General features: G+C 60.2%; 14 protein-coding genes. 5 read left to right on the forward strand and 9 right to left on the reverse strand.

The window, feature by feature from the left end; genetic code table 11:
- Positions 1-8 precede the first annotated feature (8 nt).
- The 3 genes from AB5Y94_RS17295 to AB5Y94_RS17305 all read left to right on the forward strand — a co-directional run bounded on the left by AB5Y94_RS17295 (position 9) and on the right by AB5Y94_RS17305 (position 2668).
- A complete protein-coding gene (locus AB5Y94_RS17295; protein ID WP_010635955.1) occupies positions 9-1187 on the forward strand; it encodes a tetratricopeptide repeat protein in 1179 nt (392 codons plus the stop codon).
- A gap of 8 nt (positions 1188-1195) precedes the next feature.
- Positions 1196-1609, forward strand: a complete 414-nt coding sequence (gene mutT, locus AB5Y94_RS17300) for an 8-oxo-dGTP diphosphatase MutT (RefSeq protein WP_010635956.1) — start codon at positions 1196-1198, stop codon at positions 1607-1609.
- Between the two features lie 96 nt (positions 1610-1705).
- Positions 1706-2668, forward strand: a complete 963-nt coding sequence (locus tag AB5Y94_RS17305) for an IS1595 family transposase (RefSeq protein WP_043169796.1) — start codon at positions 1706-1708, stop codon at positions 2666-2668.
- A 41-nt stretch (positions 2669-2709) separates the two neighbouring features.
- On the opposite strand, the gene yacG is transcribed toward AB5Y94_RS17305, so the two are convergent.
- The 9 genes from yacG to AB5Y94_RS17350 form a co-directional block, all read right to left on the reverse strand.
- Complete coding sequence (yacG, locus tag AB5Y94_RS17310) at positions 2710-2904, reverse strand: DNA gyrase inhibitor YacG (protein ID WP_005305661.1); 195 nt, start codon at positions 2902-2904, stop codon at positions 2710-2712.
- 9 nt (positions 2905-2913) lie between these two features.
- Positions 2914-3636 (reverse strand): cell division protein ZapD, encoded by a 723-nt coding sequence (gene zapD, locus AB5Y94_RS17315; protein WP_005305658.1) that lies wholly within the window; start codon positions 3634-3636, stop codon positions 2914-2916.
- A gap of 37 nt (positions 3637-3673) precedes the next feature.
- Complete coding sequence (gene coaE / locus AB5Y94_RS17320) at positions 3674-4288, reverse strand: dephospho-CoA kinase (RefSeq protein ID WP_054543575.1); 615 nt, start codon at positions 4286-4288, stop codon at positions 3674-3676.
- 19 nt (positions 4289-4307) lie between these two features.
- Positions 4308-5180, reverse strand: a complete 873-nt coding sequence (locus AB5Y94_RS17325; protein ID WP_368206219.1) for an A24 family peptidase — start codon at positions 5178-5180, stop codon at positions 4308-4310.
- 22 nt (positions 5181-5202) lie between these two features.
- Positions 5203-6444: a type II secretion system F family protein gene (locus AB5Y94_RS17330; RefSeq protein ID WP_005305649.1), complete on the reverse strand. Its 1242-nt coding sequence runs from the start codon at positions 6442-6444 to the stop codon at positions 5203-5205.
- Positions 6445-6559: 115 nt separating this feature from the next.
- Positions 6560-8266 (reverse strand): PilB family type IVa pilus assembly ATPase TapB, encoded by a 1707-nt coding sequence (gene tapB, locus AB5Y94_RS17335; protein WP_017766420.1) that lies wholly within the window; start codon positions 8264-8266, stop codon positions 6560-6562.
- Between the two features lie 4 nt (positions 8267-8270).
- Entirely contained in the window at positions 8271-8699 is a 429-nt protein-coding gene (locus AB5Y94_RS17340; protein ID WP_268037597.1) for a prepilin-type N-terminal cleavage/methylation domain-containing protein, read from the reverse strand.
- 321 nt (positions 8700-9020) lie between these two features.
- On the reverse strand, positions 9021-9878 hold the full coding sequence (nadC, locus tag AB5Y94_RS17345) for a carboxylating nicotinate-nucleotide diphosphorylase (RefSeq protein ID WP_368206220.1): 858 nt from the start codon (positions 9876-9878) through the stop codon (positions 9021-9023).
- 4 nt (positions 9879-9882) lie between these two features.
- The gene (locus AB5Y94_RS17350) at positions 9883-10353 is read right to left on the reverse strand and encodes a TIGR02281 family clan AA aspartic protease (protein WP_010635963.1); all 471 of its coding nucleotides are present in this window, start codon (positions 10351-10353) and stop codon (positions 9883-9885) included.
- A gap of 123 nt (positions 10354-10476) precedes the next feature.
- On the opposite strand from AB5Y94_RS17350, the gene ampD reads away from it, so the two are divergent.
- Both ampD and pdhR read left to right on the forward strand, forming a co-directional pair.
- Positions 10477-11049: a 1,6-anhydro-N-acetylmuramyl-L-alanine amidase AmpD gene (ampD, locus tag AB5Y94_RS17355; protein WP_324054759.1), complete on the forward strand. Its 573-nt coding sequence runs from the start codon at positions 10477-10479 to the stop codon at positions 11047-11049.
- Between the two features lie 275 nt (positions 11050-11324).
- On the forward strand, positions 11325-12089 hold the full coding sequence (pdhR, locus tag AB5Y94_RS17360; RefSeq protein ID WP_005305630.1) for a pyruvate dehydrogenase complex transcriptional repressor PdhR: 765 nt from the start codon (positions 11325-11327) through the stop codon (positions 12087-12089).
- Positions 12090-12111: the final 22 nt, after the last annotated feature.

Consider the following 12111-nt stretch of genomic DNA (forward strand, 5'->3'; position numbering starts at 1 on the left):
GAAGCGTCATGAGCAAGATGCCGACGGGCTGGGATGCCGCGGCCCACACCAGCTGGCTGGCCGGTCAACGTCAGGTTGCCATCCAGCAACTGCTGGCGAGACTCAATGCCAACGCGGTCAAGCCGGTGGCTCTGCAACTGCAGTTTGCCTATTACCTCTTTTTGTGCGGTGACCCGGCGTCGGCGGCCCAGGTACTGGAGATGGCTCACAAGGCCGAACCTGGCAACGACGAGGTGCTGCGCAACCTCTGCTCTTGTCTGTCACGATCCGGTCAATACGAACAGGCGGTGGCGCGGCTGCAGACCCTGTTGCAGCGTCTCCCCGACGACTTCCATGCGCTGGATGCTCTCTGCGCCTCGCTGGCCAAGCTGGAGCGCCACGCCGAGGCTGCCGTGGCGGGAACCCGCTCGCTGGAGCTAAAGGCTCGGGTGAGCGACAAGGCGCCGTCAGACTGGACTCTGCCGGCAGTCGCACCGTCGGCCTGGCTGGCGGCAGACAAACCGGATGTCATCGCCTTCTCGCTGTGGGGCAGTGCCCCTCGTTACCTGCGGGGCGCCATCGACAATGTGCTGGCGGCCGCCTATCTCTATCCGGGTTGGCGGGTGCGTTTCTACGTGGATGAGAGCGTGCCTGCCGAGCTGCTCGCTGCGCTGCGCGAACTGGGGGCCGAGCTGTTGCTGCAACCCGCCGGTCAATCTTTGCGTCGGCGCCTCTGCTGGCGCTTTCAGGTAGCCAACGATCCGCGGGTGGGGCGCTTTCTGGTGCGGGATGTGGATTCGGTACCGGGTGTGCGCGAGCGGCTGGCGGTACAGGAGTGGCTTGCATCGACGCGCTGGTTTCATATCATGCGCGACTGGTGGAGTCATACCGATCTGGTGCTGGCGGGCATGTGGGGTGGGGTGGCCGGTGTGCTGCCGCCACTGGCGCCCCTGCTCGAAGCCTATCAGCCGGACGTCATGGAGACGCCGAATATCGACCAGTGGTTTTTGCGCGACCGGCTCTGGGGTTATCTCTCGCAGAGCTGTCTGGTGCATGACCGCTGCTTCACGCCGTCTGGCGCCACCCCCTGGCCGCTGCCCGCCCCGGACGGGAGCGAGCATGTGGGGCAGGATATCTTTACGGCACAAGGGGAAACACAGGCCCGCCGGCTGGCGCCCTGGATTGCCCGTTTGCCATGTTTACGCTGAGGACAATGATGGAACAGAAGAAACGGATCTGGGTGGCGGTCGGCGTCATCGAGAACGAACGGGGCGATATCTTCATCGCCAGACGCTCCGCCGATCGTCATCAGGGGGATCGCTGGGAATTCCCCGGCGGCAAGGTGGAAGCCGGAGAGGATCTGCTCACCGCGCTGGACAGGGAGCTGTGGGAAGAGATCGGGATCCGGGTGCAGGATTGCGCTCCCTTCATGGAGCTGCATCACGACTACCCGGACAAGCAGGTACTGCTGGATATCTGGAAGGTGACCCGCTTCAGCGGCGAGCCGTTTGGCAAGGAGGGGCAGGAGTGTCGCTGGGTGCCGCTGGTCTCGCTGCACGAGTACCACTTCCCCGACGCCAATGGCCCGATCGTGACGCGCCTGCAGGCATCGCTGGCCGCACAGGGCTGATATGAGCCGCAGTGCATACCCAAATAAAAGGCGCTGTCCCAATTATGTGTTGGAAGGCTAATCTGGAAGTAGGTCATCACCATGAGGACCTCCATCATGGATACCCCAGCCTTCCAACACCTGTTGTCCCTCTTTCCATTACTTACTCTGCGTCAGCGCCGTGTCGCTCAGCATGAGCTCGCCGCTCCACACCCGATTACGTCCCTCCATGCCCAGTTACCCACATGCTGCGGCTGTCCCCACTGTCAGGCGGATGCCACCCAGCTAGCCCCCTGGGGCTGGAGCCGTGGGCTGCGTCGTTACCGTTGCAAACAGTGTCGGCGAACCAGCTCCCTCCTCACCAAGACGCCTTTGGCCAGATTACGTAAGGCTGAGCATTGGGAGGACTACGCCCAGGCCCTCATTGAGGGGCTCACTGTCCGCCAGGCCGCCGTCCGATGCGGTGTTTGCAAGAACACCGCCTTCTTGTGGCGTCACCGCTTCCTGAAGGCGATGGCAAACCACCAGGCAACACGGGAAGAAGGCATCGTGGAAGTGGATGAAACCTTCTTCCTCGAATCGTTCAAGGGGCAGCGAGGGTTGCCTCGCCCGGCAAGACATCGTGGCGGGAAAGGGCGCACCCGGGGGACCGGGCGGGATTACATCCCGGTGATGGTGGTGCAGGACAGGGCGGGCCATCAAGCCGACTTTCAGCTGGAAAGGCTGGATGCGCAGACGGTGAAAGCGGTGTTGCAGCCACTCATCGCGCCCGATGCAGTGCTCTGCAGTGATGGTGCAGGGGTGTATGCCAGTTTCAGCCAAGCGCGGGGCATAACACATCAGGTGGTGCACAACCGTCGAGGTGAGCGAGTCATTGGGGCATACCACATCCAGCATGTGAACGGATATCACCGGCGGTTGAAGGGGTGGATGGAGCGATTCCATGGCGTGGCGACCCATTACCTGAGGAATTATCTGGGCTGGCGCAGGATGCTGGAACGTTACGGCAGGGAGGTAAATACCAAGATGTGTTTGCATGAGGCGCTAGGGCACCCCATACAACACGTAATTGGGACATAGCCAAATAAAAAGGGCCGTATCGGCCCTTTTTGCTTGCTGGCTTACTGCCACTGCTCCCCCTCTTCGGGGTAGGGCAGCAGCTCCGGGTCTATTTCCCCCGGGATCCGCTTCTCCTCGTCGGCCCACTCGCCGAGATCGATCAGCTGGCAGCGCTTGCTGCAGAACGGGCGAAACGGGCTCTGCGGGCCCCATTCCAGCTCGGTCTGGCAGGTCGGGCACTTTACCTTGGTCACCATGGATACTCCTTAGCAGCAGGCCAGCTGGAAGGACACGTCACCGATCTGCTGCTCCGCAGTGGGCAAAAAGCGCAGGGCAAACCGGTTCTTGTGGCCGCTCAGGGTCGGGTAGCACTGCTGGGTGCCGCTCAGGCGAATGCGGATCAGCTCGGCACTCTCGGCGGTATCCTGGAAGAAGCCGTTGACGGCCACCTGTTCGCTGAAGTTGCCGGATTCACGCCACAGGCGCAGCAGCAGGGAGATGGCGTTCATCAACAGGTTGATGTCGCTCAGCCACAGCTGCATCTGCTGATGGCGCGTGATGGCCGGGGTGGCCAGCCAGTGGTGCAGTTGCGGCACGTCGAAGGCACAGAGCCCGCCCGGGATGGAGAAGCGCTGGCGGATGGAGCCAAGCAGCCGGTCCTCTTTCAGGCGGGCACCGGGACGCGGTGCACTCAGCAGGTTGCGGGAGAGCTGGGTGCTCTCCTGCTGCATCAGGTTGATCTGCTCCAGGTCGACGTCTGGCAGACTGGCCCAGTGGCTCAGGCGCTGGCTGAGGCGCTCCAGATCCTTGATGAGATCGGCGCGCAGGTCACCGCGCTCCAGCAACTCCTGCAGGTCGAACAGGCCCTTGAAAAAGGCGATGTGTGCCCAGGGCTGGTCGCTCTCCAGATTGTCGCGGATCTGGGAAAACAGGGACTCCAGACGAAGATAGGTCCGGCTTTTTTCATTGAGGGGAAAATCGTAAATCATGCCTAATCCTGGCCAGCCATAAACCGGCCTAGTGTACTCACAGTTGGCGGGCTTGTTGAGAGGCAAATGCCAGATATGTCTCGTGCAGCGCGAAAATTCGGCTCTTTATTGCCTCGGGCGTGCCGTTCTGGTTGTCCAGCACATCGTCGGCTGCCGCCAGCCGCTCGGTCCGGCTCGCCTGGGCGGCCAGGATGGCCTCAGCCTGCTCCCGGCTCACGCCGTCCCGGCGACAGGTGCGCTCAATCTGGGTCACTTCGTCCACGTCGATCACCAGTACCCGGTTGGCCAGTGCGGTGAGCCGGTTTTCCACCAGCAGGGGCACCACCAGCAGGCAATAGGGGGAGCGCGCGGCCGCGCACTGGCGCTGCATCTCGCTGCGAATGAGGGGATGGAGCAGGGCGTTGAGCCAGCCCTTGGCCTGCGGGTCAGTGAAGACCCGCTCACGCAGCTGGCGGCGATCGAGCCGGCCATCCGGGGCGATGACGTCAGCGCCAAAATGGGCGGCGATGGCGGCCAGGGCCGGGGTACCGGGTTCCACTACCTCGCGGGCGATGATGTCCGCATCCACCACCTCGATGCCCAGCTCGGCAAACTGATTGGCAACCGTGGTCTTGCCGCTGCCAATCCCGCCAGTAATTGCGACTACATACATGGGTCAGTGCTGCCTTTGATCAGAGAAACGTCGTGAGATACCAGCGGGTGATGGTATCGCCCCACAGCAGCGCGATCCAGCCGGCGATGGCCAGGTAGGGGCCGAAGGGGATGGGGTTGTTCTGATGGTGGTTGCGCAGCAGGATGAGACTTATCCCTATGATGGCGCCGACCAGGGAGGAGAGCAGCAACACGATGGGCAGGGCCTGCCAGCCGAGCCAGGCCCCCAGCGCCGCCAGCAGCTTGAAGTCGCCGTAGCCCATCCCTTCCTTGCCGGTCAGCAGCTTGAAGGCCCAGTAGAGGCTCCAGAGCACCAGATAGCCGGCTATGGCACCGATCACCGCATCGGCCAGCGGAACGAATCCCCCTGCCAGATTGAACAGCAGGCCACCCCACAGCAATGGCAGGGTCAGCTGATCCGGCAGCAGCATCTTGTCCAGATCGATGAAAGTGAGCGCCACCAGCACCCAGGTGAGCAGCAGGGCGGCCAGCAAGCCCCAGCTCGGTGGAAATGTTGCGGCGACAACCAGCGAGAGCAGGGCTGTCAGCAGCTCCACCAGCGGATAACGGGCCGAGATGGGGGCCTGACATTCACGGCAGCGACCCTTGAGCCAGAGCCAGCTGAGCAGGGGGATATTCTCCATGGCCGTGATGGCGTGGCCGCAATGGGGGCAGGCAGAACGCGGCACCATCAGGTTGTAGCGTTCTTCCTGCTGCAGTTGTGTCTCTGGGTTGAAATAGCTGAGGTATTCGGCCTGCCACTCCCGTTCCAGCATGATGGGCAGGCGATGGATCACCACGTTGAGAAAACTGCCGATCATCAGGGAGAAGAGGAATACCAGCGAAGAATAGAGCCAGGGCAGGCTGTGAAAAACGTCAGTGATCAGCAACATCGGGTTCCGGATTGGTTGGGGGTCAGTGGATGACCGACCCCAGTTTGAAGATGGGCAGGTACATGGCGACCACCATGCCGCCGACCAGTACCCCCAGCACCACCATGATGAGAGGTTCCAGCAGGCTGGTGAGGCCGTCGACCAGATCGTCCACCTCCTGTTCGAAGATGGTGGCGACCTTGGAGAGCATATCATCGATGGCGCCTGACTCCTCGCCAATCATCACCATCTGGATCACCATGTCGGGGAAGAGATCGACGGTGCGCATGGCCACGTTGATCTGCATGCCAGCCACCACCTCGTTACGAATGGCCATGACGGCGGTGCGATAGACATAGTTGCCGGAGGCACCAGCGGCGGAGATCAGGGCATCCACCAGCGGGATACCGGCTGAAAAGGTGGTGGAGAGGGTACGGGCGAAGCGGGCCATGGCGGCCTTGTGCAATATCATGCCGACCACCGGGATGGTCAGAATGAACTTGTCGGTGTTGTCTCTGACTTTCTGCGAGGCACGCCAGGCTCGCACGTAGAGGAAGATGGCGAGTGCAACCCCGCCAAAGATCATATACCACCAGTTCTGCATGAAGCGGGAGATGCCGATGACGAACTGGGTAAAGGCGGGCAGTTCGGCGCCGAAGCTCTTGAAGATGTCCTCAAACTGCGGAATGACGAACAGCAGCAGAATGGAGGTGACGACAATGGCGACCAGGATGACCATGGTGGGGTAGAACATGGCCTTCTTGATCTTGGATTTGAGCGCTTCGGACTTTTCGCGATAAGTCGCGATGCGGTCGTAGATGGTCTCCAGGGCGCCGGACTGCTCGCCCGCCTCGACCAGGTCGCAATAGAGATCGTCGAAGTGGCGGGGATGGCGGCGCAGCGCCTCGGACATGGGGGTACCGGTCTCCACATCGGCGGCTATCTGGCCCATCAGCTCGCGCATGGCCGCCTTCTCGTGGCTGCGGGCGATGATCTGCAGGCTCTGGACCAGAGGTACGCCGGCCGACAGCATGGTGGTGATCTGGCGGGAGACGACGGCAATGTCCATCGGCTTTATCTTGGCGCCGCCCTTGGAGAAGAGCCCCTGGCTCTTCTTGCTCACCTTGGTGACGTTGACGCCCTGCTTGCGCAGCTCGGCCTTGACCGTGTTGATGCTGTCGGCCTGCAGCTCGCCGGAGACCTTCTGGCCCTTGCGGTTCACCCCGCTCCAGCGAAAGGCGAAGACTTTCTTGGGGGCATTCTGTTTCTGGGTTAGCGTTGCCATCACTGCGTCCTGCAATGGGGCCCGGCTTGCTTGTCGCTAAGACAAGCAGCCTCGGCCTGATGGAAATCGCCAGGGCCGGCGGCACCTGGATGAATCGGCTGAGCGATAGACTCTGTCAGTTGGTTGTTACCCGGTTTATCTCGGCCAGGCTGGTCACCCCCAGTCGGGCCTTCTCAAGACCGGAGGTACGCAAGGTCCGCATGCCCTCCTTCTGGGCAATGGCAGCAATCTGCATGGAGTTGGCTCCCTGCATGATCAATTTTGCAATATTTTCTGACATCAACAGGATCTCGTAGATGCCGACCCGCCCCTTGTAGCCGCCCGAACACTCCTTGCAACCAACCGGCTTGAACAGCCGCAAGCCTGCGGCCAGCTGCTGTTGGGTGAACCCCAACTCCAGCAGTTCAGCTTCCGGCACCACTTCGGGGGCTTTGCAGTGGTCACACAGCTTGCGTGCCAATCGCTGGGCCATGATCAGGGTAACCGAGGAGGCGATGTTGAAGGCTGGCACCCCCATGTTCATCATCCGGGTCAGTGTTTCGGCCGCCGAGTTGGTGTGCAATGTGGAGAGCACCAGGTGGCCGGTTTGTGCCGCCTTGATGGCGATCTCGGCGGTTTCTAGATCCCGTATTTCCCCGACCATCACTACGTCGGGATCCTGGCGCAGGAAGGAGCGCAGGGCACTGGCGAAGGTCAGCCCAGCCTTGGGGTTAACCTGTACCTGATTGACCCCAGGCAGGTTGATCTCCACCGGGTCTTCGGCGGTCGAAATATTCACTTCTGTGGTGTTGAGAATGTTCAGGCCGGTGTAGAGCGACACCGTCTTGCCCGAACCGGTCGGGCCGGTCACCAGGATCATGCCCTGAGGCTTCGAGAGCGCGCGCAGATATTGCGCCTTCTGTCGATCGTCGAAGCCGAGCTGCTCGATATTGAGGCGCGCAGCGGAAGAGTCGAGCAGACGGATAACGATCTTCTCGCCCCACATGGTGGGCAGGGTGTTGACCCGCATGTCCATCGACTTGTTGCGCGACATCTTCAATTTGATGCGGCCATCCTGGGGCAGCCGCCGTTCGGCGATGTCTAGGCGCGCCATCACCTTGAGGCGGGCCGAGAAGCGGTTGGCCAGATTGACCGGCGGCGTTGCTACCTCATGCAGGATCCCGTCTATCCGAAAGCGAATACGGTACTTGGTCTCATAGGGCTCGAAGTGGAGGTCGGATGCACCGCGTTTGATGGCATCCATCATGATTTTGTTGATGTATTTGACGATGGGGGCGTCATCGTCCGCCGTGTTGACGCTCTCGTCGAGTCGTGACCCCTCGTCAGACACCTCCAGCTCGGAGATCTCGGATTCGTCGATGTCCTCCATGCCGAGGGCGTCCTGATCGTTCTCCATCAGCTTGCTGATGGCGGCGGTCAGCTTGTTCTCTTCGACCAGCAGGGCCTCGGTGTGCAGCCCGAAACTGAAGCCAAAATCCTCCAGTGCTGACACATTGGTCGGGTCGGACATGGCGATATAGAGGGTGTGGCCCTGGGTGTAGATGGGCAGCACATGGTGTTTCTCAATCAGCTTCTGATTGAGGTACTTCTGCGGGATCTCGGCCAGGTCGAAGGCGGCAAGATCCAGCAGAGGTACCCCATATTCCAGCTCGCAGAAGTCGGCCAGCGCCTTGCTGTCGAGGATCTCGTTCTCAATCAGAAAGGTCACAAAGGGCTTGCGCTGCGCCTTGGCCTGGCTCAGATAGCGCTGTGAGTCGGACTCACTGAGCAGGGAAGAGGCGGCCAGGCTTAACGCCAGGCCGCTATTGGGGCTAGAGGTCATCGACTTAGCAAAAACCTGCCGCGGTACAAGTTGAGCCTGATGCAGGTGCTGTCCAGATAATCTGACCATTAGAGCCTGCAGCTGTCATAATATAAGTGTTTGATGTGGCTCCAAATGTGGTCGAATCTCCCACTGCTGTTATGGTTGCAGCGGATGCCGTATTACCTGAAATCGTTACTGATGTTACATACCCTGAGGCACCAGCCGCTGGCGGGACACCGTTGTTACCATTTGTACAGTTGGTTAGAGCTCCAAGGCTCTGGTAGCAGACTTCTAAAGCTGTTTTAAAGGCTCCAGAAGCGGATACCACTTCTGTAAATTTTGCCTTTTTGGTGTAGGTCTGATACGCCGGCAGCGCAATGGCGGCCAGGATGGCGACGATCGCGACCACGATCATCAATTCGATAAGGGTAAAGCCTGATTGTTTCTTCATTTCAAATATCCTTTTTGTCCTTGGTTCCTGGGAAGTGCCGGTGGAAAACTATCCACACGTCAGTATCTTATCCGAGCTGTCCGACTTGGCAACAGAGGTCGGGGTCTTTGTTAACAATCTTTCTGTCATTTGCGAAAAATTTGATATAAATCATGGATGAAGAGCCCCTATCGACTCTTTTTAGCTGGCGGGGATGGGTCCATCTCACACTCCTTTGCCGAGGGATCCTGCCTTAAAGAAAAGGCGCCTATGGCGCCTTTTGCAAGTCCTTCATCTTGTTATATGTCACCGGCCCGACGGGGCATGGTGAACGCCCTTCGGCTAGATAAAACGCATCGAGAGATCAAGGGCCCGCACATGTTTGGTCAGGGCACCGACCGAAATGAAGTCGACACCGGTAGCCGCATATTCGGCCAGGGTGTCCAGCGTGACGTTGCCGGACACTTCCAGCTTGGCCCGCCCCTGATTGAGTGCAACGGCCTCGCGCATCATGGGCACGTCGAAGTTGTCCAGCATTACTATGTCTGCCTGGGCTGCCAGCGCCTGTGCCAGCTCGGCCAGGGATTCGACCTCGACTTCCACCGGTTTGCCCGGATTGAGCCGGCGAGCCTCGGCAATGGCCTGCGCTATGCCACCACAGGCGAGAATATGGTTCTCCTTGATGAGATAGGCGTCATAGAGGCCGATGCGGTGGTTCTTGCCGCCGCCGCAGGTGACCGCATACTTCTGGGCGCTGCGAAGGCCGGGCAGGGTCTTGCGGGTGTCAAGCAGACGGCAATCTGTGCCAGCCAGCTCGGCCACGTAGCGGGCAGTGAGGGTGGCGACGCCGGAGAGGGTCTGCACGAAGTTCAGCGCATTGCGCTCGCCGGTCAGCAGGGTGCGAGCCGGGCCGTGCAGACGGAAGAGCTCCTGATTGGGGGTGAGCACTTCACCATCCTGCACCAGCCACTCCACCTGCACATCGCCACCAAGCTGGGTGAATACCTCGTCTACCCAGGGTTGGCCGCAGAAGACACCGGCTTCGCGGGTGATGACTCGGGCCATCGAGATGCGATCCGCCGGGATCAGCTGGGCCGTGATATCGGCGCTGGCATCCGGTTGGTCCAGCGCGGTGAGGGCGTCGCCCAAGTCTTCGAGTAATGCGGCGCGCACGGCGCGACGGATGTCCTGTTGTAGCATGCCTTTATTCCTGCAAAGGTCTGAGCAGCAATTGCCGCTCCTTTTGAACCAGCTCCAGCCGGCCGAGGGCATTCATGCCTACCAGCACCTCGTCGCCAGCCGCCGCCGGGTTGATAAAGATGGCCAGATCGTACAAGGTCAATGGTCCCATCGCCAGCGTTTCGATGGTGCCGTTGCCGACCCGGATAAAGCCGGCTGCCGTATTCACCTGGCTGCTGCCGTGAGCGGTCAGGCCGAGCCGCTCGGCGACCCGTTGTGGCACTGTGATGCGTGTTGCGCCGGTATCGAGCAGCAGTTGCACCGGCTGGCCGTTGATGGCACCCTCCAGTCGATAGTGGCCGCTCTGGTCGGCCCTCAGCAGGAGTTCGCCGCTGGCGGTGACGCTCGGTTGGGTGCGGGAGTGGAAGTAGAGGGTCAGCAGGCCCATCAAAGATAGCCAGGCCAGTAGCCAGAACCAGCGCGCCGTTTGCTGCATACCTCATCCATATCGAGCCAAAGATGACCCAGCCTAACACACAATTTTCCACTGATTCAGCGGCTTGGTGACAAGATGCCGGCCCGGATCGCGCTTTTCCCCTCAACTCGTATCGAGTAGCCGATGACCCATCCTGACCCCATGTTTTCCATCGACGCCGCCGGCTGGTGCCGGGAGGCTCGCCGGGTGCCCTCTCCCCACCACAACGAGCGGGCCAGCCCGAGCGACATCTCTCTGCTGGTGGTGCATGGCATCAGCCTGCCGCCAGGCGAGTTCGGCGGACCCTTCATCGATGACCTTTTTCTGGGGCGGCTCAATCCCGTGGCTCACCCCTACTTTGCCGACATCCATCAGCTGCGGGTCTCGGCCCACTGTTTGATCCGGCGCGATGGTGAACTGGTGCAGTATGTGCCGTTTGGTGCCAGAGCCTGGCATGCCGGGGTATCTAGCTGGCAGGGGCGGGAGGCGTGCAACGACTTCTCCATCGGAATCGAGCTGGAAGGGACCGACGAACTGCCCTACACGGACGCACAGTATGAGGTATTGGTTGGGCTCAGCCGAACCTTGTCGAGTCATTATCCCGCCATCACGGCGGATCGCATCGTCGGCCATTGCGACATAGCGCCGGGGCGCAAGACGGATCCGGGTGAGAGTTTCGAATGGCAGCGATATCGCCAGGCACTCAACTTTAAGTAAATATTCTAAAAATAAGTTTGTGTTTTTAAAACAATGGCTTGCCTATATGGCAGGCCATTTTTATTCGCTGTTGATCAAATGTTGCCTGTGAGCCATGTCAAAAATATTGGTCTGACCAATTTCTATGAGGCAAATCATAAATCCCTCTATTTACCCCTTAAGTGGCAAGGTTGATTCTTGATTCAGATCATCTTTTGGGTGGACTTTTCCCATGCCCTCTGCTAATTTTCGCCCCATTCATGAAATTGGTAATACCAATTTAACAAAGCAGCCTCATGCCCTATCTCAAGATTACTCAACCCAAGTTGGCCGACGCCATTGTCGCCGAGCTGGAACAGATGATTCTGGAAGGCAGTTTGCAGCCGGGCCAGAAGTTGCCGCCCGAGCGGGAACTGGCCATCCAGTTTCAGGTTTCGCGCCCTTCGCTGCGCGAAGCCATCCAGCGCCTCGAGGCAAGAGGACTCTTGTATCGTCGTCAGGGCGGCGGCACTTACGTACAGAATGCCTTGAGCAAAGGGATCGCCGATCCCCTGTTCGAGCTGCTCAGCACCCACCCGGAAGCCCAGTACGACCTGCTGGAGTTTCGCCACGCGCTGGAAGGCATCTGTGCCTACTATGCTGCATTGCGGGGAACGGAAGCCGATTTCGAGCGGATCCGTCAGGTGCAGTCCGCCATCGAGGAGGCTGGCCAGCAAGGCTCGCTGGTAGCCGAATCCGCTGCCGTCACCCAGTTCTATCTGGCGGTGGCCGAGGCGTCCCACAACGTGGTGCTGCTGCATCTGCTGCGGGCCATGGGCCCCATGCTTGAGCAGAACATTTTACGCAATAACGAAATTCTGAATCGCCGTCCGGGAGTGGTCGCCAAGATCCGTCGCCATCGCGCGCATCTGATCGAGGCTATCCTGTCGGGGGCTCCGGAGCGGGCCAGGGCAGCTTGTCATGAGCACCTGGCCTTTATCGAGGACACCTTGTTGGATATGCAGAGGGAAGACAGCCGGATCCAGCGATCCATGCGTCGGATCCGTCAGCAGGAAAACTAATCCCACAAGGCTTTATTGTCGA

The organism is Aeromonas sp. s5 (genome assembly GCF_040907865.1).
Classification (GTDB): Bacteria; Pseudomonadota; Gammaproteobacteria; order Enterobacterales; family Aeromonadaceae; genus Aeromonas; species Aeromonas dhakensis.

Bases quoted from the DNA above. Each gene is read 5' to 3' on its own strand.
- AB5Y94_RS17295 (WP_010635955.1), top strand. From the start codon at position 9: ATGAGCAAGATGCCGACGGGCTGGGATGCCGCGGCCCACACCAGCTGG.
- mutT (WP_010635956.1), top strand. From the start codon at position 1,196: ATGGAACAGAAGAAACGGATCTGGGTGGCGGTCGGCGTCATCGAGAAC.
- AB5Y94_RS17305 (WP_043169796.1), top strand. From the start codon at position 1,706: ATGGATACCCCAGCCTTCCAACACCTGTTGTCCCTCTTTCCATTACTT.
- yacG (WP_005305661.1), bottom strand. From the start codon at position 2,904: ATGGTGACCAAGGTAAAGTGCCCGACCTGCCAGACCGAGCTGGAATGG.
- zapD (WP_005305658.1), bottom strand. From the start codon at position 3,636: ATGATTTACGATTTTCCCCTCAATGAAAAAAGCCGGACCTATCTTCGT.
- coaE (WP_054543575.1), bottom strand. From the start codon at position 4,288: ATGTATGTAGTCGCAATTACTGGCGGGATTGGCAGCGGCAAGACCACG.
- AB5Y94_RS17325 (WP_368206219.1), bottom strand. From the start codon at position 5,180: ATGTTGCTGATCACTGACGTTTTTCACAGCCTGCCCTGGCTCTATTCT.
- AB5Y94_RS17330 (WP_005305649.1), bottom strand. From the start codon at position 6,444: ATGGCAACGCTAACCCAGAAACAGAATGCCCCCAAGAAAGTCTTCGCC.
- tapB (WP_017766420.1), bottom strand. From the start codon at position 8,266: ATGACCTCTAGCCCCAATAGCGGCCTGGCGTTAAGCCTGGCCGCCTCT.
- AB5Y94_RS17340 (WP_268037597.1), bottom strand. From the start codon at position 8,699: ATGAAGAAACAATCAGGCTTTACCCTTATCGAATTGATGATCGTGGTC.
- nadC (WP_368206220.1), bottom strand. From the start codon at position 9,878: ATGCTACAACAGGACATCCGTCGCGCCGTGCGCGCCGCATTACTCGAA.
- AB5Y94_RS17350 (WP_010635963.1), bottom strand. From the start codon at position 10,353: ATGCAGCAAACGGCGCGCTGGTTCTGGCTACTGGCCTGGCTATCTTTG.
- ampD (WP_324054759.1), top strand. From the start codon at position 10,477: ATGACCCATCCTGACCCCATGTTTTCCATCGACGCCGCCGGCTGGTGC.
- pdhR (WP_005305630.1), top strand. From the start codon at position 11,325: ATGCCCTATCTCAAGATTACTCAACCCAAGTTGGCCGACGCCATTGTC.